Raw genomic sequence first — 20,541 nt, 5'->3', positions numbered from 1 at the left:
CGCGGGCCGGTGATCCTGCCCAGGTTCACCGGGGCTGTCGAGGTGCCGCGGTCGGCCAGGTCAGGGCGCGGGTGATGTCGGCGAGGGTGACGATGCCGACCAGGCGGTCGCCGTCGAGGACCAGGGCCCGGCGGAGGCCGCCCTCCTGGAGCCGGGGCAGCAGATCCACGACCGGCTCGTCGGGGGCGACCGTCACGACGTCCGGCAGACGGCGCATCACATCGCCGACCGTCGTCCGGGACCGGGCCCGGTCCGGGGTCCGGTCGGCCATCGCCATGGTGAACAGCCCGGCCACCGAGCCGTCCGGCGCGACGACGGGGAAGGCGGAGTGCCGGTAGGGGCCGAAGGGCCCCTCGGCGAGCAGACCGGCGATGGTCGTCCAGGCCGGGACCGTGACCGGGTCCGGGGTCATGACCCGGCCGACCGGCACGCCCTTCAGAACACCCTGCATCTCCGCCTGCCGCACCTCCGCGGTCGCCGCCGCGATCAGGAACCAGCCGATCAGGGCGGACCACAGACCCGAGAGGTTCCCGGCGAACAGGACGGCGGCGAAACCGGCCGCCACCAGGAACCAGCCGAGCCCCCGCCCCGCGGCCGAGGCGCCCCGGGTGGCGCGCAGCCGGTCGCCGGTGCGGTGCCACAGGAACGCCCGCAGCAGCCGGCCGCCGTCCAGCGGAGCGGCGGGCAGCGCGTTGAACACGGCCAGCACGATGTTGATCGCGGCCAGCCAGGCCACCGCCTCGACCAGCAGCCCGGAGACGCGCAGCGCCGCCAGCCACACCGTCAGCCCGGCGAACACACCGCCGGCCAGGGCGCTGGTGAGCGGCCCCACGCCCGCGATGCGCAGCTCCGCGGCCGGCGACGGCGCCTCGCCGTGCAGCCGGGCCGCGCCGCCCAGCATCCACAGGGTGATGCCGTCGACCTGGACGCCGTTGCGCCGCGCGACCACCGCGTGCGCGAGTTCGTGGACCAGCAGTGAGCAGAGGAACACCACCGCGGTCAGCAGCGCGAGCGCCCAGTAGACCGTGGGGGAGTAGCCCGGGTGGGCCGCGGGGAAGCGGCCCCGGGCCAGGGCGAGCGTCACCAGCGCGACGATGACCAGCACGCTCCAGTGCAGCCCGACGCGTACGCCGGCGATCCGGCCGAGGAACAGCGTCTCCTTCACGAACCTCTCGCCTCGCCCTCCGGCTCCCGGTCCATGATCCGTCGCCCGCCCGGCGGTCAGGGTCGGGCGAGCGCGCCCCGCGGAGCACTTCCGCGGTACCTCCATTGTCCGGCGCCGCGCGGCAAGCGGACAGGGCCGGCCGGCACCCGGCGGGGACCGTGGAGCCCGGTCGGATCAGGCCGGGCGCGGCGGCGGCCGGTCGGCGCCTGTGCGGCCGGACTCGGGCCCGGTGGCTTCGCGCCCGGTGGCCTCGGGCCGCTCGGCGCCGGGCCGCGCCGTGTCCGGCCCGCCGGCTTCAGGGCCGCCCGAGTCCGGGTGGCCGAGGTGCGCGGTGAACCAGTCGCGGGCCAGGACGGCGGCCGTGGCCAGCGTGCCGGGCTCGGCGAACAGATGGCTCGCGCCCGGCACGACGGCCAGCCGGTGCTCACAGCGCAGCCAGTCCGCGGCCAGCCGGTTCAGGCTCAGCACCCGGGTGTCGAGACTGCCGACGATCAGCAGCGTCGGGGCCCGGACCCGGGCCAGCGCGGCGGGGGAGGCCAGGTCGGGACGGCCGCCGCGGGACACGACGGCGCCGATGCCGGGATCGTCGGCGGCGGCCTCCAGCGCCGCCCCGGCACCGGTGCTCGCGCCGAAGTAGCCGACGGGCAGGGCGGTCTCCCGGCGCAGCCAGGCGGACGCGCCCTGCAGCCGACGGGCCAGCAGCACGATGTCGAACACGTTGTGCCGGTCCCGCTCCTCGTCCTCGGTGAGCAGGTCGAGCAGCAGGGTGCCCAGACCGGCCCGGTTGAGTACGGCGGCCACGAACCGGTTGCGCGGACTGTGCCGGCCGCTGCCGCTGCCGTGCGCGAACGCCACCACGGCCGGGGCCCGGTCGGGCAGCACGAACCGGGCGGCCAGCCGCACCGGGCCGGCCGGCACCTCGACCTCCCGGTTGGGCGGCCGCGGGCCTGCGGCGGGTGCGGGCCGCGCGGCCCCGCCGAGCAGCGCGGCGACCTCGTCGTCACCGGTCTGGGCGAAGTCGTGGTACCAGGCGCCGACCGCGCCGAGATGGCGCGGCGTCTCCAGGCACACGACCTCGTCGGCCACGTCCCGCAGCCGGGCGAGCGTGCGCTCCGGACCGACCGGCACGGCCAGCACGACCCGGGCCGCCCCCGCGTGCCGCACCACACGGCAGGCGGCCTCCGCGGTGGCACCGGTGGCCACCCCGTCGTCCACGATCACCACCGTCCGCCCGGGCACCGGCACCGGGTCGCGGCCGGCCCGGTACCGGTGCAGCCGACGCTCCAGTTCCGCCCGCTCGGACTCCTCGACGGCGGCCAGCTCGCCCGGTCCGAGGCCGCAGTCCGCGACGACGTCGTCGTTGAGCACCCGCACACCCCGCTCGCCGATCGCGCCGAACCCCAGCTCGGGCTGCCACGGCACGCCGAGCTTGCGGACCACCAGCACGTCCAGGGGCGCGGTCAGCGCCCGGGCCACCTCGTACGCCACCGGGACGCCGCCGCGCGGCAGCCCGAGCACGATCACGTCCGCGCCGCGCAGCCGCTCCAGCCGCCGGGCCAGGCGGCGTCCGGCGTCGGTGCGGTCCTCGAAACGCATGCGGCACCTCCTCGCGCCCGCCCGCGGACAACCGCCCCGCCGGCGGACAACCACCCCTCTCCATTGGAGCGCGCCCCGGCCGAGTCGGCGCGCCCCGGCCCGGTCAGCCTCCGCCCAGCAGCGCCGGCATCCGCGGGTGCACCTCGAAGACGTCCGTCAGTCCCGTGGCCCGCAGCAGCCGCCGGAAGGCGGGGCTGTCGGTGACCAGGCGCAGCCGGCCGGCCCGGTCGTGCACCCGGTTGCGGGTCCGGCACAGCACGCCGAGTCCGGCGCAGTCGATGAACTCGACCCTGCGCAGATCGAGCACCAGGTCGGGGCAGGGCCCGTCGGTCAGTGCGTCGAGCCGCGCCGCGAGCAGGGAGGCGACCAACAGGTCGATCTCGCCGTGCAGCGTCACGACGGTCGCCCCGCCGACGACCCGCGCCGTGTGCGACGGGCCGCCGGAACCGGTCCGGTTGTCGGTCATGGCATGAGGGAATCCGCTGGAGCGGCTCGCGCGGAAGGGCCGGTCGGTACCCGCATGGGGGCCTGCCGGGTCCATCGGTCCCCCGGACCCCGCGGGCGGCTGGGCCCCGTCGGCCGGGCAACGGGGCCGACCGGCCCAAGCGCGGCCACCGGCCCGCGGACAAGCTGGATCTACGGGACAATCCCGGCGTCGAGGCGAGTCGGTCCGCGCCGGAACCCGGTGGGCGGCGCGTTCAACGGCCGGGTACGCCCCGGGGACACCGTCGGCGCGGGGCCAGCTGGCCTCGCCACGGCCCGGCTGTCCCCGCCCGAGCGGATCACCGCCGTGGACCAGGCTCCGGAGGACCGGCTGGAGGTGGCCTGGCGGCTCGGCACGCACGCCGTGGCCGACGCCCGTGCGGCTCCCCGGCACCGCGCCGACGACCTCGCCGGCGGGCCCGGCGCCGACGCGGCGACCGGGGCGGTCGGCGTGCCGGCGGGCCGGGCGCCGTGGAACTGCGACGAGGCGGCCGTCCGGGCCGCCTGACGAGAGGACGTGACGGCCATGGCCGAACACTCCCGGACGAACGTGGCGGAGGGCACGCCCCTGGGTGACCTGGGCCGGCGGCTGGCGACCCGGCGCACCCAGCTCGGCCTGTCGCGGCGGGAGACGGCCGCGCGCGCCGGCATGGCGCCCAGCTACCTCCGCTACCTGGAGGAGCACCCCGGCGCCGCACCGGGCAGCGGCACGCTCATCCGGCTGGCCGAGGTCCTGCAGACCACGGTGAACGACCTCACGGGTGGCACCGTGAACCTGCCGCCGGGACCCGGACGGGCCGCGCGCGCCCCCGCGTTCACGGAGCTGGGCACGGACGAGTGCCGCTCCCTGCTGTCGTCGCACGGCGTGGGCAGGCTCGGCGTGCCCACGGCCTCGGGCCCGGTGATCGTGCCCGTCAACTACAGCGTCGTCGACGACACCATCGTCTTCCGCACCGCGCACGGCACCACACCGGCGCTGGCGGCCGGCTGCCAGGTCGCCTTCGAGGTCGACCACATCGACGACGCGTTCAGCCGGGGCTGGAGCGTCCTGGTGCGCGGACACGCCCGGACCGTCACGGACCCCGAGGAGGAACACCGGCTCGCGGCCCGGGCGTACAGCACGCCGTGGGCGGGCGGCAAGAGGAACCTGTGGGTGCGCATCGACCCGTACACCCTCACCGGACGCCGGATCATCGACTGAGCCGGGGCCGGTCCGGGCCCGGACAGGACCGAGCCGGGCCCTTCGCCGGGCGGCCCCGGGACCGACGGCCCTCGTGCCCGGCCGGGGCCCCGCGGAGGATGGAGCGTCACGGCCGTACCCAGGCGAGAGGCGGGACGAAGATGTACGCGAACGACGGATTCCGCGAGCTGGACCGGCAGGAATGCCTGCAACTGCTGGCGAAGGTGCCCGTCGGCCGCATCGTGCACACGCGGCAGGCCCTGCCGGCGGTGCTGCCCGTGAACTTCGCCCTGGACGGCGACGGCACCGTGCTGCTGCGCACCTCCGCGGCCTCGGAACTGGTGCGGGCGATCCACGGATCGGTGGTCGCCTTCGAGGCCGACCAGGTCGATCCGGACACCCAGTCCGGCTGGAGCGTCGTCGTCACCGGCGCGGCCACCGTGGTCACCGACGCCGCCGAACACGAACGGCTGGTGCGCACCGGCCCGCGCTCCTGGGCGCCCGCGCCGCACGAGGTCTTCGTACGCATCGCGCCGGAACTGGTCACCGGGCGGGAACTGGTCGGCGGCCGCAGCCTCTACGGGCTGACCCCCTGAAGCCCCGTCACCCGGGCCCCGGCACGGACCGGGACGGCGCGCAGCCGTCCACGGTGAGCCGGATCCCGGAGACCAGATCCGGGCGGATACGGACCGCGTGGTCCATGGCGCGCGCCACCCAGGGGTGCAGCAGCCGCCGGTAGCGGGCCAGTTCGTCCGGGTCGGTGACCAGCCGGGCGTAGCCGGTGACCACCACGCTCCAGCCCAGATGCGTGTCCGGGTCGATGGCGTCGGCCTCGTAGGCGACGACCACGCCCGCGCCGTCGGCCCAGCGGGCGTGCGAGGTCAGTTCCGCGCCCTCGTGGGTGCGGATGACGATGTCGCCGTCGTCCAGGACGTGGTTGACCGGGCGGACGGTGGGCAGCGCGTGCCGGGTGAAGACGATCCTGCCCAGCGACACGCTGCCGAGCAGCCGCAGGGCTTCGGCGCGGTCGAGGTCGACGCTCCGGCGGGGTCGGTCGTCAATGCTGGTCATCGCGGCTTTCCGGACGGGTGCGCGGCTCGCTTCGCGGTGCTGCCATGACGCCGGAAGCGGCCGTGGACGGATCGGACAGATCATTCGAACCGTGCCGCGGGCGGTTTCGCTAGGGCCTTTCGGCCCGGGAAACGACCTTCGCGCGAATGGCCGAGCCCCGCCGCCGGGTCCCGCCCGGGGCGGCCCGGCGGCGGGGGAACGGCACCGGATTCGGCTGCGCGGTGGCACCGGGTACGGCAGAAGCGGCACCGCGGGGGATCGGTGCCGCTCCTGTCCTCCAGTGTCGCCGCGGCCGCACCCCCGTCACCAGGGCCGATCGGCCCTGTTCCGGCGCGCCGGGCGACCCTGACGGCGCGCCCGCGGTGACGGACGGCGGTCAGCGGGGGCGCGGGCGCCGGGCGGGATTCCTTACCGTCCCGGGCTCTGGGCCATTACCGTGGCACATGACGGGCTGGGCGGTGCCCACGAGGCGAGGGGAGCTGGAGGAACGCTGGTGGGAAGCTCCGACGAGTTCCAGGATGCCCGCGTCCGGCTGCCGCAGCTGAAGCTGGACGAACTGCTGGAGGAGCTGCAGGCCCGTATCGACGCGGCCCGCGGCACGCGCGACCGTGTGCACAGCCTGCTGGAGGCGGTCCTCTCGGTCGGCCGGGAACTGGATCTCGAACAGGCCCTGCACTCCATCGTGGAGGCCGCCGTGGTGCTGGTCGACGCGGAGTACGGGGCCCTCGGCGTGATCGGTCCTGACGGCACGCGGCTGTCGGCCTTCCACACGGTCGGCGTCACCGAGGAGCAGATCGCCGGGATCGGTTCCTTCCCGGAAGGGCACGGCATCCTCGGCGAGCTGATCCGGCTGCCCGAGCCGCTCCGGCTGGCGAAGATCTCCCAGCACCCGGCGTCCTACGGCTTCCCGTCGAACCACCCGCCGATGAACACCTTCCTCGGTGTCCCGATCCGGGTCCGCAACCAGGTCTTCGGCAATCTGTACCTGACGGAGAAGCGCGGCGGGGCGGAGTTCGACGAGGAGGACGAGTCGGTGCTGTCCACGCTGGCCGTGGCGGCGGGCGTGGCCATCGACAACGCCCGGCTGTACGAGGAGTCCCGGCTGCGCGAGCGCTGGCTGGAGGCCAACGCGGAGATCACCCACAGCCTGATGGCGGGCAGCGAGCGCGCCCAGGCCCTCGGTCTGATCGCCGATCTGGCCAGGGAGATCACCGGCTCGGCCCTGGCGGTGGTCGCGATGCCGATGGAGGACACCGGTTCGCTCGCCGTGGAGATCGCCGTCGGGACGGACGCGGACGCGCACCGCGGGCTGGTGCTGCCCATGGCGGAGAGCCTGATGGGGCTGGCCTTCGCCGCCGCCGCGCCGGTCACCAGCGCGGACGTCGCCCACGACGACCGCGTCTCCCAGGAGCCCCCGCGGTTCGACGGCCTCGGCCCCGCGGTGGCCGTCCCCATCGGCACGGGCGGCGGCGGTGTGCGGGGCGTGGTCCTGCTGGTGCGCGAGTCCGGGCAGGCGCTCTTCTCGGCGCAGGAGACCGGGACCCTCCAGGGCTTCGCCGCGCAGGCCGCGATCGCCATGGAGCTGGCCGAGCGGCGCCAGGACGCCCAGGAGATCGCGGTGCTCAAGGACCGCGACCGGATCGCCCGAGATCTGCACGACCTGGCGATCCAGCGGCTGTTCGCCACCGGGATGACATTGCAGAGCGCGGGCCGGTTCATCGAGCACGCGGAGGCGTCCGCACGGGTGCTGCGGGCCGTGGACGACCTCGACGAGACCATCAAGATCATCAGGTCGACCATCTTCGGGCTGCGGGCCCGTGAGGGCGCGGGCCACGGCGGGGGACTGCGGGCCCGCGTGGTACGGGTGGCCGGCGAGGCCGCGCCGGTGCTCGGCTTCGCGCCCAGTGTGCGGATGGAGGGCCTGCTCGACACCGATGTGCCGCGGGACATCGCGGACCATGTCGTGGCCGTGCTCTCCGAGGCACTCACCAACGTCGCCCGGCACGCCCACGCGGACCGGGCCGAGGTGGTGCTGACAGCGGACGGCCGGGGGGTGCGGCTCACGGTCGCCGACAACGGCGTGGGCATCCCGCCCGGGGGCCGCCGCAGCGGACTGAACAACCTGGCGGAACGGGCCGAGCAACTGGGCGGCCACCTGACCCTGACAACCCCCCCGACAGGCGGCACCACCCTGACCTGGCAGTCCCCCCTACCACCCACCTGACCACAAGCCCCGTCAGGGGCGCGGGGAACGGCGCGATCAGCCACAACGCTCCCGCACCCGCCAGAACCCCGATCCCCCCGAGCTCTCAGGCGCACCGCCCCCCCGGCAGGGCTGAGCCTCGGACCCGCCGCGGTCAGGGCAGCACGCCGCTGCCGTAGGGCGCGTACAGATCGAGGAGGCGGATGCGGGACGCGTGCAGCCGGTGGGCGACCACCCGGCCCACCCAGACCGCGACGGCCCGCCCGAACTCGGCGTCGTCCGCGCACATCGACCGTACGGTCTCCGCGTCGAACTCGTACGCCCGCACCGGACTGGCCGCCTCGGCGCCCAGCTGCCACACATACGGCGGGAAGTGCCAGGACCAGCCCACCAGTTCGCCCGCTCCCAGCGACTCGACGACGGCCGCGCGCCGGCCCGGTACATGCAGGTCGAGGTCGACGGTCCCGGTGCGTATGATCCACAGTTTGTCGGCCCGCCGGCCCTCCTCGAACAGCCGGGTACCGGCCTCGAAGGAGACCTCGCGGGCGGTCCGCATCAGTCGTTCGCGGTGCTCGGCCGCGAGGCCCGCGTTCATGGTGGTGGAGGAGGTCATCGCACCGGCTCCCTTCGTTCGCTGCCCTCGGCGACGGCGAAGCGCGCCGTGGGGCTCTTCCTCCCAGCGTGTCCGCGCGCCCGGCCGGCCGCCACGGGCCGCCCGGACCGGATCCCGGGTCGTTCGGCCCCGGCGGCGGAACGAACCGTCCCTCGCACCCGCCGCCGGCCGGTGCGACCGTGAGAGGGGGCGTCCCCGCGCCGCGCCACCCGCGGCCCGAGGAGAGGCGGTGGCGACGATGACCTGGCCCCTGGTCGTGGGCGTCGACGGATCGGACGGGAGCCTGTGCGCGGTCGACTGGGCGGCGGACGAGGCCGCCCGGCACGGTCTGCCGCTGCGGCTCGTGTACGCGTCCCTCTGGGAGCGCTACGAGGCCGGCACCGCAGGTGAACGCGCACGCCCGGCCGAACGCCGGCTCGCGGAGCACATCGTGGCGGCAGCGGTCGCCCGGGCCGGGCGCCGGGCGCCGGGTGTGGAGATCGGTACGGACATCGTCCCCGAGGAGGCGGCCGACGCCCTGCTGCGCGAGGCCGGTCACGCCTTCGCGGTGGTGACGGGCACCCGCGGTCACGGCGGTCTCACGGGGCTGCTGCTCGGCTCGGTCGGCCGCACCGTCGCCGACCACGCCGACGGCCCGGTGATCGTCGTCCGCGGGGACCGGGCGGGCCTGGCCGGCACGCACGCGCGGATCCTGCTCGGCGCCGGCGAACCGGACACCGCCGCCGAGGCCGTGCGCTTCGCGTTCCGTGAGGCCGCGGCGCGCAAGTGCATCCTCGACGTCGTCCGCGTCTGGCACTGCCCGGTGTACGAGAGCGCCGAGTTCCCCGCGTCGGCCGAGGACCCGGCCCGCGCGCACGAGCGGCAGGCCACCGCCACCCTGGACGCGCTGCTCGGGGACGCCACCGCCGAGCACCCCGGCGTCCGGGTGCGGCCCGCCACCGTGCGGGGCTCGGCGCGCAGGGCCCTGCTCCACCGCTCGGCCGCCGCCGACCTCGTGGTCATCGGTGCCTGCCGCTCGACCGGCCCCTTCGGGCTCGGGTCCGGCCGCGTGGGGCACGCCCTGCTGCACCACGCGGCCTGCCCCGTGGCGGTCGTGCCGCCCCGCCGGTGACCCGCCGCCCGCTCCGTCCGACCGCGCCGGTGGCGGACCGTGCCCGCAGCTCGGACAGTGGGGTGAGGAGGAGGACAGGACGAAGGGGTGCCGCAGTGACCGGCTGGACCTGGGAGTACGACGGCTACGAACCCGCGGACGAACGTCTCAGGGAGTCGCTGTGCACGCTGGGCAACGGCTACTTCGCGACCCGCGGGGCGCTCCCCGAGTGCGTCGCGGACGACGTGCACTACCCCGGCACGTACGTGGCGGGCTGCTACGACCGGCTCACCTCCGAGGTGGCGGGACAGCAGGTCCGGACCGCCGAGAACGCCGCGAACGCCAAGAACGCCGAGAAACCCGCGAGCCTCGAGAACGAGGACATGGTCAATCTGCCGAACTGGCTGCCGCTGCGCTTCCGCCCCGCCGGGCACGACTGGCTCACCCCCGACACCGCGACCGTGCTCGACCACCGCAAGGTCCTGCACCTCGACTCCGGCCTGCTGGAGCGGCACACCCGCTACGGGCTCGGCGACGGGCAGGTGCTGTTCGTGCGGCAGGTGCGCCTCGTCCACATGGCGGACCCCCATCTGGCCGCGCTGCGCACCGAGTTCACCGCCGAGGGCTTCGCCGGCGAACTCGACGTGGAGGCCGCCCTCGACGGCGGGGTCAGCAACAGCGGCGTGGCCCGCTACCGCGATCTGGACGGCCGCCACCTCACCCATGTGCTCACCGGTGCCGCCGCCCCCGACACGGTCTGGCTGCGCTGCCGCACCCGCACCTCGGACATCCGGATCGGCCTGGCCGCGCGCCTGACCACGGACGTGCCGGTGACCGTCGCGCACGAACCCCCGCGGGTCGTGCAGCGGCTCCGGCTGAGCCTCACCCCCGGCCGTACCGTCCGCGTCGACAAGACCGTCGCCCTGCACACCTCCCACGACCTCGCGATCGGCGACCCGCTGCGCGCCGCCACCGACCGGGTCGGCGCCGCAGCCGGCTTCGACGAGCTGCTCGCCGGGCACCGCACGGCCTGGGACCAGCTGTGGACCCGCACCGGCCTCGACGTCCCCGGCCGGGCGGGCCACATCCTGCGGCTGCACCTCTTCCACGTGCTCCAGACCCTCTCCCCGCACACGGCCGACCTCGACGTGGGCGTGCCCGCCCGCGGGCTGCACGGCGAGGCGTACCGCGGCCATGTCTTCTGGGACGAGCTGTTCGTCCTGCCCTACCTCAACCTGCACTTCCCGGAGGTCTCCCGCGCCCTGCTCCGCTACCGCCACCGGCGCCTCGGGCAGGCCCGCGCGGCGGCCCGAGCGCTCGGCCGGCGGGGCGCGCTGTTCCCGTGGCAGAGCGGCAGCGACGGCCGTGAGGAGACCCAGCGGCTGCATCTCAACCCGCGCTCCGGGCACTGGCTGCCCGACCACTCCCACCTTCAGCGGCACGTCGGTTCGGCGATCGCGTACAACGTGTGGCAGTACGGCGAGGCGACCGGCGACACGGAGTTCCTGCACACCGAGGGCGCCGAGATTCTGCTGCAGATCGCCCGCTTCTGGGCGGACTCGGCCCGCCACGACGCACACCGGGGCGGGCACCGCATCCTCGGTGTGGTCGGCCCCGACGAGTACCACGACGCCTATCCCGACGCGCCGCGGCCGGGCCTGGACGACAACGCCTACACCAATGTGACGGCCGCCTGGGTGCTGGCCCGCGCCCTGGATCTGCTGCGCACCCTGCCCGAGCCGCGGCGCCGCGAACTCGCTGAGCACATCGGCCTCGCCGACGACGAGCCCGAACGCTGGGAGGAGGTGTCCCGCACCCTCCATGTGCCCTTCCACGACGGCGTCATCAGCCAGTTCGAGGGCTACGGCGAACTCGCCGAACTGGACTGGGACCACTACCGCAAGCGCTACGAGGACATCCGGCGCCTGGACCGGATCCTGGAGGCCGAGGGCGACACCGTCAACCGTTACAAGGCGTCCAAACAGGCCGACGTGCTGATGCTCGGCTACCTCTTCTCACCCGCCGAACTGCGCTCCCTCTTCGAACGGTTGGGCCATCGGCTCGACGAGGAGACCTGGCGGCGCACCGTGGAGTACTACCTGCGCCGCACCAGTCACGGATCCACCCTCAGCGGACTGGTGCACGGCTGGATCCTGGCCAGGGACCGGCGCGCGGACGCCTGGATGTTCTGCCAGGAGGCACTCCGCGGCGACATCGCCGACCTCCAGGGCGGTACTACCGGCGAGGGCATCCACTTGGGTGCCATGGCCGGCACCCTGGACCTCGTCCAGCGCGGACTGACCGGACTGGAGACCCGGCAGGAGGCGCTGTGGCTCGATCCGGTGCCGCTGCCGCAGCTGTCGTCGTACGGGTTCTCGCTCCGTTACCGGGGACACTGGGGCATCCGGCTGCGGCTGGAGTGCGGGAAGCTGGAGGTCGCCGTCCCGCCGTCCGACCTCGCCCCGGTCGACCTGCGGCTGCCCGACCGCACGGTCGGCGTCCGGCCCGGGGAGACGTTCCTCCTGGTGCTGGCGGACTGACCCGTGCGCCGGCCATGGACCGCTGTCCGCCGGCCATGGACCGCCGGGCGCAACGCCGTCCGCCGGTTGCGTGCCGGGCGCCTCGGCACGCGCCGCCGTCGTCACCGGTGGACGGGGCCGGCCAGCTGCACGATGTCGTCGGCGGCCACGTCGTGCAGCCGTACGGCGAGGTCCTCCAGGGCGCGGCTGGCGGCCAGTTCGTCGCCGACCTCCGGGATCGGCCGGTCGACCGGATTGCGCCGGGCGAGGCCACGGCCGGTGAGCCGGGACGTGTCGCGGGTGGTCAGCACGGCACGCGCGTGCGTGTCGTCACCCTCCTCGGTGATGTAGATCTGCACGGTCCACTGCTTGGCTTCCACCGTGTCCACCTCCCGTGGGCGACCCCCCTCTTCCCTTCAGGCTGCGCGCGTGCGCGGATCCGGTCCAGAGCCGAACGGCCCTTTCCACGCGGCCCGGCGGCCGTCCCGGGTCAGGCCCCGCCGTCCGTCAGCGGCCGTACGGTGAGGATCTGCTGGGCGTGGCCGACCGGCCCGTCGGCGTCGTGCAGGACGGTGCTGGTCAGCCCCTGCCCGGTGGGACCGAAGACGACGGTCGTGTCCAGGCCGGCCCAGCGGCCCGCGGGCCGGCGGTGCAGATGGATGGTCAGGTCCACGTTGGGGAACATCCAGGCCGTGGGGGACTGGCGTACGGCGATGCCGTTGGCCGTGTCGACGAGGGTGACGTAGCGGGCGAGCGGACCGGCGGGCTCGCCGGCCACCAGGTCGAGGTCCGTGGTGACCCAGGCGGTCGTGCGGCCTGGCTCGGGCGGGGCGACGGTGCGGACGTCCAGGGAGGCGATGTAGCCGCCGGGCCACAGGTCGCTCATCGCCCACCGGTCGAGCCCCTCCGGCGGGGGAGCCGGGCGCCGGCGCCACCGGCGACAGCCGTGGTGTCCAGGCCGGCCAGCAGCCAGAAGCGGCCCCGGACCACCGGGCGGCCCGCGATCAGGACGACGGCTTCGAGCAGTTCGATCGTGCGGCCGGGGCGCACGGTCTCCACGCGGATCTCGCACTCGTCGAGCGCCGGGCGCCCGAGGATGTCGTAGCTGATCCGGGCCGGCACCAGACCGGTGTCCGGGCGTTCCGCCAGAAACCCGTCGACGGCGTGCACGACGAGCCCGCCGAGCGGGCTGAAGTGCTGCTCGTCCGGGCTCCAGGCGCCGCTCGCGTGCGGGGTGGGCTTGAAACGGTGCTCGTCGATGCGCTCGTAGTAGCTGCCGGTGTTCAACGGACTCCTCTTCTCGGGCCGCTCACAGGGCGTTGAGCAGGACCACATAGACGGCGGTGCCGAGCCCCACGCTCAGGATGGTGCGCCGGCCGGACAGCAGATGAACCCCTATGGTGACCGCCACGGCGAGCAGCGCGTACCCCAGGGCCCCCGGCTCGGCGGTGACCGTCGTGTGCAGGGCGGTCACGGCGAGGATCGCGAGGATGCCCACCGGCATCCACACCGACAGCCGCCGCACGATCGCCGAGCCGCGCAGCCGGCCCAGCACCGCGAACGGCACGGCGCGCAGCGCGAGTGTGAGGGAGAAGACGACGGCCAGCACGGCGACGAGGTAGGGGGTGCTAGGCATCGGCGGTCTCCTTGGCCGGGCGGCGGGCGTCCTCGGCCGGGCGGCGGGCGGCCCGTGCGTGCCGGGCGAGCAGCAGTCCGACGAACATCAGCAGCGCGGTGAACAGGGCGACGCCCGGGGTCAGTACGAGCGCCACCGTGACGCTCGCCCCGGCGAGCAGCACCGAGGGGATCTCCCGGCGGGAGCGGAACGCGTCCAGGGTGAGCACGGTGAACAGGGCGCACAGGGCGAACTCCAGGCCCTTGACGGGCGCCGGCAGCGCCGCGCCGAGGGCGACGCCCACCAGACCGCCGCCGACCCAGTACACCTCGCAGGCGATCTGCATCGCGAGGAGCCGGGGCGCGGACCGCTGGGCCGCGGGCAGCGACGCGTTCACGGCGTACGCCTCGTCGATCATCGCGTAGACCGCGTACGCCTTGGCCACCGGGTGCCGGACCAGGTGCAGCGGGAACGAGAACGCGTAGAAGACATGGCGGAAGTTGACCACGAGGACGGTCAGGGCGACGGCCGCGAGCGGGGTGACGGCGGCCGTCATGCCGACCAGCAGGAGTTCCAGGGAGCCGGCGAACGCGGACACGGACAGCGCGGGGGTGAACCACCAGGGCAGCCCGGCCTGCAGGACCAGCAGACCGAGCGCGATGCCCAGCGGGAAGATCCCGAGGCCGGCCGAGAAGGAGTCGCGTATCCCGGCGGCCGTCCGCTGCCGCCGGGTCGCCGGGACCGCCGGTGCCGTCATGAGGGTGGGGGCGTCTTGTCGCACCCCTTCATCGTCCCGCAGAAGCCGCCCCACGTGATTGCGAATATTGCTCGGGTGGGGTTCTCTGGTGCAATATTCTTTCGTGGACGGGATCGATCGGGCAATCATCGCCGAGCTGGAGCGTGACGGGCGGCTGACCAACGTGGAGCTGGCGCAGCGCGTCGGACTCACCACGGGACCGTGCCTGCGGCGCGTCCAGCGGCTGGAGGCCGACGGCGTGATCCGCGGCTACCGGGCGGTCGTCGACCCGGCCGCGGTCGGCCGCTCCTTCGAGGTCCTCATCGACCTCAGCCTCGAAACGCAGGACGCGGAGACCGTGCGGCGCTTCGAGGAGACGATGGCCCGGGCCGACGAGGTCGTCGAGCTGCGCCGGCTGTTCGGCAGCCCCGACTACTTCGTGCGCGTCGCCGTGGCCGACCTCGCCGGCTACGAGACCTTCCTCAGCCACCACGTGATGACCATCCCGCGGATCAAGAACGTCGTCTCGCACTTCACGATGAAGACCGTCAAGGCTCCCTAGGCCTCCCTAGGCCTCCCTAGGCCTCCCTAGGCCCTGTCTGCGCCTTGCCGCACGGATCGGAGTACGCAGATGCCCGACCAACTGCCCGTCACCCTCCAGGACGTCCGGGACGCCGCGGCGCGGATCGCCGGCGTGGCCCACCGCACCCCCGTACTGCGCTCACGCACCCTGGACCGGCTCGTCGGCGCCGAGGTGCGGGTGAAGTGCGAGAACTACCAGCGCGTCGGCGCCTTCAAGTTCCGCGGCGCCTACAACGCCGTCTCCCGGCTGCCCGCGGACCAGCTCGCCAGCGGCGTCGCCGCCTACTCCTCCGGCAACCACGCACAGGCCGTCGCGCTGGCCGCCCGGGAGCTGGGCACCACCGCGGTGATCGTGATGCCCGAGGACGCCCCGCGCGCGAAGCGCGAGGCGACCGCGGGCTACGGCGCCGAGATCGTCACCTACGACCGCTACGCCGAAGACCGGGTGGCGATCGGACAGGCGCTGGCCGCAGAGCGCGGACTGGCGCTCGTGCCACCGTACGAGCATCCGCACATCATCGCGGGGCAGGGCACGGCGGCCCTCGAACTCATCGAGGACGTGGGGGAGCTGGATGCCCTGGTGGTGCCGGTCGGGGGCGGCGGCCTGATCGCGGGCAGCGCGGTCGCGGCCACCGGGCTGCTCCCCGGGATCCGGGTCGTCGGGGTGGAGCCGGAGGCCGGCGACGACACCAAGCGGTCCCTGGAGGCCGGCCGGCGCATCGCCGTCCCGGTGCCCCGCACCATCGCCGACGGCCAGGCCGCGGAGATCCCCGGGGAACTCACCTTCTCCGTCAACCGGCGCCTGCTGGACGGCATCGTCCTGGTGAGCGACGACCAGATCCGGGAGGCGATGCGGTTCGCCTTCGAGCGGATGAGGACCGTGGTCGAACCGAGCGGCGCGAGCGCCCTGGCCGCGCTGCTGGCGCACCGGATCGACCCGCTTCCCCGCCGGATCGGCGTCGTCGTCTCCGGCGGCAACATCGACGTCCGGCGGTTCGCGGAACTCCTCGACGGCTGACCCGGGTCGGACGGCCCCGCCGCCCGTTGGCCCAACGGTCCCGGAACACCGGTGACCGGTTCGCGGCGGGCGAGACGACGCGCCCGCGTGAACTGCCCCCGCACCACCCCCGGTTGCACCACCCTCACCCCATCGGCGCTGTGGGACGGGGCTACGGTGGACGTGCGATGCCGGGCGGGCCCGGACGAGGACGAGCGGCGGCGGTCCCGCCCGTCGTCCGTGTTCCGCGGCGTGCGCCGTCCGCGCCGCGGGGGCCCGCAGCCGCCCGGCGCCGCAGCGAGGTCGGCCGGAACTGCTTCCCGCGAGGGGGTGCTCCACCCGGTTCCGGCGGGAAGGTCCCAGCGAAGGGCCGGGCGAGCGAGAGGGGGACGGCCGTGCGGGTCGTGCTGCTGGGCACCGCCGCGGACGGCGGCTTCCCGCGGTGGAACTGCGCCTGTCCGCTGTGCGCGGCCGCCCGGGACGGCAAGCTGCCCCCGCGCACCCAGGAGTGCGCGGCCCTCACCGGCAACGGGCGCGACTGGTGGCTGCTGAACGCCTCACCCGACCTGCGCACCCAGCTCACCGCCACCCCCGCGCTCTGGCCGGGCGCCGGCCCGCGCGACACCCCGCTGCGCGGCGTGCTCCTGACGGACGCCGAGGCCGAGCACGCCGGCGGGCTGACCATGCTCCGCGGGACCCCCGGCCTCAAGGTGTACGCGGCCCCGCCCGTCCGCGCCGTCCTCACACCGCTGCGCGCCGGGCTCGACCGCTACGCCTCCTGGGAGTGGGCCGACAGCCTCGCCGACGGCGGCTTCGTGCTGGCCGGCGGCCTGGTCGTCACGGCCCACCCGGTGGGCGCGCAGGCCCCGGCGTACGTACCGGCGCGGGCGGCGGCGCCGGGCGCCCCGTGGGTGACGGCCTACCGCGTCGAGGACCTGGCCACCGGCGGCGTCCTGCTGTACGCGCCCAGCGTGGGCGCCTGGAGTTCCGCGCTGGACGACCTGTGCGCCGCGGCCGACTGCGTGCTGCTGGACGGCACCGTCTTCGATCCCGCCGAGACGGGTGCGGCGGTGCGCGGCGGCGCCGGGCGGGCGGCCACCGGGCCGCACCTGCCGGTCTCGGGCCCGCAGGGCAGCCTCGCCGCGCTGGCCCGTCACCCCGGCCGCCGCCGCGTCTATATCCGCATGGACGACACCAACCCGCTGCTCGACCCCGCGTCACCGGCCCGTGCCCGGGTGGCGGCCCAGCGGGTGGAAGTCCTGCCGGACGGCGCCGAGTTCGTGGTCTAGCCGACCGGGCCGGCCAGCGTCCGCGCCAGCACCGCCCGCTGCCGCGGCAGCACCTCGGTGTGCAGGTCACGGCCCTTGCGGGTGAGCGCGACCCACACGCCGCGGCGGTCCTCGGCACACACCGAGCGCTCCACCAGGCCGTCCTTCTCCAGCCGTCCGATCAGCCGGGACAGGGCGCTCTGGCTGAGATGGACCCGTCCGACGAGGTTCTGCACCCGGCACTGGTCGCCCTCCCGGAGCGACTCGGTGGCCAGGATGTCGAGCACCTCGAAGTCGCTCGCGCCCAGGCCGTACGGGTGCAGGACCCGGTCTATCTCACACATCGTGCGCGCGTGCACCGACAGGATGCCCCGCCAACGATCCTCAAGCCGGGCGTCGTCCGTCTTGACTGCCATACCCGCACGGTAACACCGATCCGGCCAATTGTTGAGCATGCAACTAGTGCGAACACATGCGACCCGCGGCCCGCTTCACCGTCATTCCGGCTCGGCCACCGCCGGCCGGGCCCGGCCGTGCGGGCCGGTTGTGGTCCGGAGTCCGTGCGGGGTGGTCCGGGCGGGCGGTCTTCGGGCCTTCCGGCGTTCGGTCCCGGACAACGGGTGAGGAGTCGGGGGCGCCGCCGTGCCGGCTGCGGGACGGTGGGGGGCCGGGGCACGAGGGTGGCTCCGCCGGAGGTGACGAGGTGCTGCGGACCCCCGTGGGCAGGACGCGCCTGGAGATCCTCGAATGGCTGAAGGATCCCGCCGGCCACTTTCCGCGCGGGCGCGGGCGCCACGCGGATCCGGCCGAGGACGGCGTCACCGCACGCGCCGTCGCGGCCAAGCTTGGTGTGTCCCGCCGGGTCGCCGACAACCACCTCCGGCTCCTGGCCGGGATCGGTCTGCTGCGCACCAAGCGGATCCGGCGCCGTACCCACTACCGGCGCGACGAGGTCCGTATCGCCGAGGTGTCCCGGCTGTTCGAGAAGGGCTGGTAGCCGGGCGTCCCACGGTCCCGGCGGCACGCCACGCCAGGGGTTCGGCGAAACGGGACGATACGGGCATGGAGAGTAAGAAGTCGTTGTGAACGGGTGAGGCGCCGCCCCCGTGCCGGGCCCGGTGTCCCGCCGCGCCGTCCGGCCGACCGTACGGTGAGGCCCGGGCGTGACCCGGCCTCTTCCGGGGTGCCTGCGCGGTGCGCACCGCGGGCTGCCTGATCCGCGGCCCGCCGACGGCCGTGGCGGCGTCCGGGCGCGGGTGCTTGCGGTGTGCCCGGGCGTAGTAAGACTGTCTACAGCACTGTCGACCAACTCCTCAGAACTGGATCCCATGAGCGCCATCTCCGTCGGTCAGGCCGTCGTCCTCGGAGTCGTCGAGGGGGTGACCGAGTTCCTCCCCGTGTCCTCCACCGGCCACCTCAAGATCACCGAGGGGCTCATGAACATCCCCGTCGACGACAAGTCCGTCGTCGGGTTCTCCGCCGTCATCCAGGTCGGCGCCATCGCCGCCGTGCTCGTGTACTTCTTCAAGGACATCGTGCGGATCGTCTCCGCCTGGGGCCGGGGTCTGCGCGATCCCGAGGAGCGTGTGCACCACGACTACAAGTTCGCCTGGTGGGTGATCTACGCCACCCTCCCCATCGTCGTCGTGGGCCTGGCCGCCAAGCCGTTGATCGACGGCCCGCTCGGCTCGCTGTGGGTGGTGGCCGGCTCGCTGATCGCCGGCAGCGGCGTCATGTGGGTCGCCGACCAGATGGGACGGCACAAGCGCGGTGAGGACGACACCTCCTTCAAGGACGCGATGCTGGTCGGCTGCTCGCAGATCCTCGCCCTGCTCTTCCCCGGCTTCTCCCGCTCCGGTGCCACCATGTCCACCGCGCTCATCCTCGACCTGGACCGGGTCGCCGCCACCCGCCTGTCCTTCTTCCTCGGCATCCCGGCCCTGACCGGCGCCGGCATCTACGAACTGAAGGACGCCCTGGGCGCGGGCGTGGGCGCCGCCCCCCTCGCCGTCGGCACGGTGGTCTCCTTCGGCGTCGCCTACGCCTCCATCGCCTGGCTGCTGAAGTTCGTCGCCCGGCACTCCTTCAACGCCTTCGTGCTCTACCGCCTCGTCATCGGCGCGGTCCTCTTCGGCCTGCTGGCCACGGGCGTGCTCGGCAGCTGACGCCCCCGCCCGGCTGTGGGTGCGCTCGGCAGCTGACGCCCCCGCCTGGTCGTGGGCGTGCTCGGCGGTTGACGCCCGCCCGGCTGTGGGCGTGCTCGGCAGCTGACGCCCCCCGCCTGGTCGTGGGCGTGCTCGGCAGCTGATGCCCTCCTGGCCACGGGCGTGCCCCGGCAGCGGACGCCCGCAGAGGCCGGCGTCGGCGCGCCGCGATCGCGGGACACCCGCGCGCCGCACCCCGCCGCCCACCCGGACCGACCGCGCCTCGACGCCGTACGCCCCTCCGGCGCCGCGCGCGAAGAGGGCCGCGCCCGCGCGGCCGCCCGGGACGCGGCCGACCGCAGGGGGCGCCGGACACGTGAAGGCCGTCTTCCGCCGCCCTTGACAGTTCCCCGACGTGCCCCGGAGTATCACTCTCGTGAACCTGTCAGACAGCCAGACAGGTGGCCCGGGGCCGCGGCGCGTCAGCGCGATGGAAGCGGTACTCGCCCACCTCCGCGGCACCATCGAGAGCGGCACCTACGCGATCGGCGACAAGCTCCCCTCCGAGGCGGAGCTGTGCCGCACGCTCGAAGTCTCCCGGCCCGTGCTCCGCGAGGCCCTGCGGGCACTGCAGACGATGGGCCTCACGGTCTCCCGGACCGGCAAGGGCACCTTCGTCGTCGCGAACGCCGTCGAGGACCCCACCTTCGGCGACTACGCGGCCAGCGACCTGCTGGAGGTCCGCCGCCATGTGGAGATCCCGGTCGCCGGGTACGCGGCGCTGCGCCGCACCCCGGAGAACCTCGACCACCTGGCGCACCTCCTCGACCGCATGGAGCGGGAGACGGACACCACCGCCTGGGTCGCCATGGACACCCTCTTCCACCTCGCGGTGGCCGAGGCCGCGCAGAACCCCGTCTTCCGCCGCGTCATCGAGGAGATCCGGGACGCGCTGGCCCGGCAGTCGGCCTTCCTCAACGAACTCGGCGGGCGGCGCGAGCAGTCCAACCGGGAGCACCGGGCGATCGTCGAGGCGCTGACCGACGGCTCCGAGCGCGACGCGGTGGACGCCATGTCCCACCATCTCGACCGCGTCGAGACCACCCTCACCGACATCGTGCGCCGCGGGCGCGCCGACACCTCCACGGAAGGCGGACCCGAGGCGTGAGCGAGCAGAACCGCACGGACGGGACACGTCCTTCGCACCCCCGCGGCCGCCTGGCGCGCACGTCCACCGGAGCCGACGCGTGAACCCCGCGCCGGTCCGTCCCGACTCACC

At 74.7% G+C, this 20,541-nt stretch carries 21 protein-coding genes and 1 pseudogene; 12 read left to right on the top strand and 10 right to left on the bottom strand.

Annotation, left to right across the window (positions count from 1 at the left end):
* Positions 1-25: 25 nt before the first annotated feature.
* The 3 genes from CTZ28_RS26140 to CTZ28_RS26130 all read right to left on the bottom strand — a co-directional run bounded on the left by CTZ28_RS26140 (position 26) and on the right by CTZ28_RS26130 (position 3,227).
* Positions 26-1,165 carry a site-2 protease family protein gene (locus CTZ28_RS26140; RefSeq protein WP_183154589.1) on the bottom strand — a complete coding sequence of 380 codons (1,140 nt, stop codon included), beginning with the start codon at positions 1,163-1,165 and terminating at the stop codon, positions 26-28.
* A 174-nt stretch (positions 1,166-1,339) separates the two neighbouring features.
* On the bottom strand, positions 1,340-2,761 hold the full coding sequence (locus CTZ28_RS26135; RefSeq protein ID WP_121892141.1) for a phosphoribosyltransferase: 1,422 nt from the start codon (positions 2,759-2,761) through the stop codon (positions 1,340-1,342).
* 103 nt (positions 2,762-2,864) lie between these two features.
* Positions 2,865-3,227 carry an STAS domain-containing protein gene (locus CTZ28_RS26130; RefSeq protein ID WP_121892140.1) on the bottom strand — a complete coding sequence of 121 codons (363 nt, stop codon included), beginning with the start codon at positions 3,225-3,227 and terminating at the stop codon, positions 2,865-2,867.
* Between the two features lie 219 nt (positions 3,228-3,446).
* Here CTZ28_RS26130 and CTZ28_RS26125 point away from each other — a divergent pair, with 219 nt between their 5' ends.
* The 3 genes from CTZ28_RS26125 (at position 3,447) to CTZ28_RS26115 (ending at position 5,020) form a co-directional block, all read left to right on the top strand.
* A complete protein-coding gene (locus CTZ28_RS26125; RefSeq protein WP_398656734.1) occupies positions 3,447-3,752 on the top strand; it encodes an MDR/zinc-dependent alcohol dehydrogenase-like family protein in 306 nt (101 codons plus the stop codon).
* Positions 3,753-3,770: 18 nt separating this feature from the next.
* Complete coding sequence (locus CTZ28_RS26120) at positions 3,771-4,445, top strand: helix-turn-helix domain-containing protein (RefSeq protein ID WP_183154588.1); 675 nt, start codon at positions 3,771-3,773, stop codon at positions 4,443-4,445.
* A gap of 140 nt (positions 4,446-4,585) precedes the next feature.
* Positions 4,586-5,020: a pyridoxamine 5'-phosphate oxidase family protein gene (locus CTZ28_RS26115; RefSeq protein ID WP_121892138.1), complete on the top strand. Its 435-nt coding sequence runs from the start codon at positions 4,586-4,588 to the stop codon at positions 5,018-5,020.
* Positions 5,021-5,027: 7 nt separating this feature from the next.
* On the opposite strand, the gene CTZ28_RS26110 is transcribed toward CTZ28_RS26115, so the two are convergent.
* Entirely contained in the window at positions 5,028-5,495 is a 468-nt protein-coding gene (locus CTZ28_RS26110; RefSeq protein WP_121892137.1) for a pyridoxamine 5'-phosphate oxidase family protein, read from the bottom strand.
* 493 nt (positions 5,496-5,988) lie between these two features.
* Here CTZ28_RS26110 and CTZ28_RS26105 point away from each other — a divergent pair, with 493 nt between their 5' ends.
* On the top strand, positions 5,989-7,719 hold the full coding sequence (locus tag CTZ28_RS26105; protein WP_121892136.1) for a sensor histidine kinase: 1,731 nt from the start codon (positions 5,989-5,991) through the stop codon (positions 7,717-7,719).
* A 133-nt stretch (positions 7,720-7,852) separates the two neighbouring features.
* Here the strand turns inward: CTZ28_RS26105 and CTZ28_RS26100 are convergent, their stop codons facing one another.
* Entirely contained in the window at positions 7,853-8,311 is a 459-nt protein-coding gene (locus CTZ28_RS26100; protein ID WP_121892135.1) for a Crp/Fnr family transcriptional regulator, read from the bottom strand.
* A gap of 238 nt (positions 8,312-8,549) precedes the next feature.
* Here CTZ28_RS26100 and CTZ28_RS26095 point away from each other — a divergent pair, with 238 nt between their 5' ends.
* Complete coding sequence (locus CTZ28_RS26095; protein WP_121892222.1) at positions 8,550-9,422, top strand: universal stress protein; 873 nt, start codon at positions 8,550-8,552, stop codon at positions 9,420-9,422.
* A 95-nt stretch (positions 9,423-9,517) separates the two neighbouring features.
* Positions 9,518-11,941 (top strand): glycoside hydrolase family 65 protein, encoded by a 2,424-nt coding sequence (locus tag CTZ28_RS26090; RefSeq protein WP_121892134.1) that lies wholly within the window; start codon positions 9,518-9,520, stop codon positions 11,939-11,941.
* 101 nt (positions 11,942-12,042) lie between these two features.
* Here the strand turns inward: CTZ28_RS26090 and CTZ28_RS26085 are convergent, their stop codons facing one another.
* The 4 genes and pseudogenes from CTZ28_RS26085 to CTZ28_RS26070 form a co-directional block, all read right to left on the bottom strand.
* On the bottom strand, positions 12,043-12,309 hold the full coding sequence (locus tag CTZ28_RS26085; RefSeq protein ID WP_121892133.1) for a DUF1876 domain-containing protein: 267 nt from the start codon (positions 12,307-12,309) through the stop codon (positions 12,043-12,045).
* A 101-nt stretch (positions 12,310-12,410) separates the two neighbouring features.
* Positions 12,411-13,207, bottom strand: a pseudogene (locus CTZ28_RS26080) (thioesterase family protein).
* Positions 13,208-13,229: 22 nt separating this feature from the next.
* On the bottom strand, positions 13,230-13,556 hold the full coding sequence (locus CTZ28_RS26075; protein WP_121892132.1) for a branched-chain amino acid transporter permease: 327 nt from the start codon (positions 13,554-13,556) through the stop codon (positions 13,230-13,232).
* Entirely contained in the window at positions 13,549-14,316 is a 768-nt protein-coding gene (locus CTZ28_RS26070) for an AzlC family ABC transporter permease (RefSeq protein WP_121892131.1), read from the bottom strand. Before CTZ28_RS26070 ends, CTZ28_RS26075 begins: the two co-directional genes overlap by 8 nt.
* Positions 14,317-14,395: 79 nt before the next feature.
* Between CTZ28_RS26070 and CTZ28_RS26065 the strand changes: the two genes are divergently transcribed.
* From CTZ28_RS26065 to pqqB, 3 genes are all read left to right on the top strand, one after another.
* Entirely contained in the window at positions 14,396-14,833 is a 438-nt protein-coding gene (locus CTZ28_RS26065; protein WP_121892130.1) for an Lrp/AsnC family transcriptional regulator, read from the top strand.
* A gap of 69 nt (positions 14,834-14,902) precedes the next feature.
* Positions 14,903-15,871 (top strand): threo-3-hydroxy-L-aspartate ammonia-lyase, encoded by a 969-nt coding sequence (locus CTZ28_RS26060; RefSeq protein WP_121892129.1) that lies wholly within the window; start codon positions 14,903-14,905, stop codon positions 15,869-15,871.
* 374 nt (positions 15,872-16,245) lie between these two features.
* The gene (pqqB, locus tag CTZ28_RS26055) at positions 16,246-17,139 is read left to right on the top strand and encodes a pyrroloquinoline quinone biosynthesis protein PqqB (protein ID WP_121892128.1); all 894 of its coding nucleotides are present in this window, start codon (positions 16,246-16,248) and stop codon (positions 17,137-17,139) included.
* On the opposite strand, the gene CTZ28_RS26050 is transcribed toward pqqB, so the two are convergent.
* Positions 17,136-17,534 carry a MarR family winged helix-turn-helix transcriptional regulator gene (locus CTZ28_RS26050; protein ID WP_121892127.1) on the bottom strand — a complete coding sequence of 133 codons (399 nt, stop codon included), beginning with the start codon at positions 17,532-17,534 and terminating at the stop codon, positions 17,136-17,138. The genes pqqB and CTZ28_RS26050 overlap by 4 nt on opposite strands.
* Positions 17,535-17,821: 287 nt before the next feature.
* Between CTZ28_RS26050 and CTZ28_RS47205 the strand changes: the two genes are divergently transcribed.
* From CTZ28_RS47205 to CTZ28_RS26035, 3 genes are all read left to right on the top strand, one after another.
* Complete coding sequence (locus tag CTZ28_RS47205; RefSeq protein ID WP_183154587.1) at positions 17,822-18,115, top strand: helix-turn-helix domain-containing protein; 294 nt, start codon at positions 17,822-17,824, stop codon at positions 18,113-18,115.
* Between the two features lie 331 nt (positions 18,116-18,446).
* Positions 18,447-19,283: an undecaprenyl-diphosphate phosphatase gene (locus tag CTZ28_RS26040; RefSeq protein WP_121892125.1), complete on the top strand. Its 837-nt coding sequence runs from the start codon at positions 18,447-18,449 to the stop codon at positions 19,281-19,283.
* Between the two features lie 469 nt (positions 19,284-19,752).
* Positions 19,753-20,430: a FadR/GntR family transcriptional regulator gene (locus CTZ28_RS26035; RefSeq protein WP_121892124.1), complete on the top strand. Its 678-nt coding sequence runs from the start codon at positions 19,753-19,755 to the stop codon at positions 20,428-20,430.
* Positions 20,431-20,541: the final 111 nt, after the last annotated feature.

The sequence above is a fragment of the Streptomyces shenzhenensis genome (assembly GCF_003688995.1).
Classification (GTDB): Bacteria; Actinomycetota; Actinomycetes; order Streptomycetales; family Streptomycetaceae; genus Streptomyces; species Streptomyces shenzhenensis_A.
Note: the sequence above shows the minus strand (reverse complement) of the source record. Positions and strands in the feature narration are given on the sequence as shown.

Coding starts and splice junctions, on each gene's coding strand:
- CTZ28_RS26060 (WP_121892129.1), top strand. CDS start 14,903: ATGCCCGACCAACTGCCCGTCACCCTCCAGGACGTCCGGGACGCCGCG.
- CTZ28_RS26120 (WP_183154588.1), top strand. CDS start 3,771: ATGGCCGAACACTCCCGGACGAACGTGGCGGAGGGCACGCCCCTGGGT.
- CTZ28_RS26135 (WP_121892141.1), bottom strand. CDS start 2,761: ATGCGTTTCGAGGACCGCACCGACGCCGGACGCCGCCTGGCCCGGCGG.
- CTZ28_RS26050 (WP_121892127.1), bottom strand. CDS start 17,534: ATGGCAGTCAAGACGGACGACGCCCGGCTTGAGGATCGTTGGCGGGGC.
- CTZ28_RS26040 (WP_121892125.1), top strand. CDS start 18,447: ATGAGCGCCATCTCCGTCGGTCAGGCCGTCGTCCTCGGAGTCGTCGAG.
- CTZ28_RS26075 (WP_121892132.1), bottom strand. CDS start 13,556: ATGCCTAGCACCCCCTACCTCGTCGCCGTGCTGGCCGTCGTCTTCTCC.
- CTZ28_RS26110 (WP_121892137.1), bottom strand. CDS start 5,495: ATGACCAGCATTGACGACCGACCCCGCCGGAGCGTCGACCTCGACCGC.
- CTZ28_RS26130 (WP_121892140.1), bottom strand. CDS start 3,227: ATGACCGACAACCGGACCGGTTCCGGCGGCCCGTCGCACACGGCGCGG.
- CTZ28_RS26035 (WP_121892124.1), top strand. CDS start 19,753: ATGGAAGCGGTACTCGCCCACCTCCGCGGCACCATCGAGAGCGGCACC.
- CTZ28_RS26095 (WP_121892222.1), top strand. CDS start 8,550: ATGACCTGGCCCCTGGTCGTGGGCGTCGACGGATCGGACGGGAGCCTG.
- CTZ28_RS26100 (WP_121892135.1), bottom strand. CDS start 8,311: ATGACCTCCTCCACCACCATGAACGCGGGCCTCGCGGCCGAGCACCGC.
- CTZ28_RS26115 (WP_121892138.1), top strand. CDS start 4,586: ATGTACGCGAACGACGGATTCCGCGAGCTGGACCGGCAGGAATGCCTG.